We start from the raw sequence: 566 nt of genomic DNA, 5'->3' as shown, positions 1-566 counted from the left end.
AAAAAGGGCCATGCCGAGTAACCATCCCAGTAGGTTTCTGTTCCTGAGAAATGTCCCATCTTCGTTTGGCTGCGAGGTCCGGGACTTGGTTTTTCAGGAAGGGACCAGAAAGTAGATGACAATCAGCATGACCACGATCGAAACTATCAGACAGCTCGATGACGAGGGAATGTCCCGACGAGCGATCGCGAAGGCGGTATCGGTATCTCGCGCTACGGTCGATAAGTACGTCAACCAGGACGATTTCAGCCCTATCCCGCCAGTTAAGTTACATAAGCCAGGATCACTAGCGCTCGGTGAGACGTTGTGTGCCGTGATTGATCGGTGGCTTGAGCAAGATCAGCGCATGCCGCGCAAGCAACGCCACACTGCGCAGCGCATCTGTGACCGGCTTGCCGCCGAACATGGATATACCGGCTCGTATTCGCCGGTACAGCGCTACGTCAAGCAGTGGAGGCAGGACCATAAAGCCCCAGGAGATGGGTTCATGGAGTTGGAATGGTCTCCCGGGGTCATCCAGGTTGATTTCGGCCAGGCAGAAATCAACCTGGCGTCAGATGTGAAGG

The 566-nt window shown here is 54.9% G+C and carries 1 protein-coding gene; it reads left to right on the top strand.

The window, feature by feature from the left end; all coding sequences use genetic code 11:
• Positions 1–127 precede the first annotated feature (127 nt).
• A partial coding sequence (locus tag HMPREF2785_RS07315; RefSeq protein ID WP_168167325.1) for a helix-turn-helix domain-containing protein occupies positions 128–566 on the top strand: 439 nt, incomplete at its 3' end.

Origin of the sequence: Corynebacterium sp. HMSC067D03 (assembly GCF_001811185.1) — a bacterium.
Lineage (GTDB): Bacteria > Actinomycetota > Actinomycetes > Mycobacteriales > Mycobacteriaceae > Corynebacterium > Corynebacterium coyleae.
This window is presented reverse-complemented; position numbering and strand designations above follow the sequence as displayed.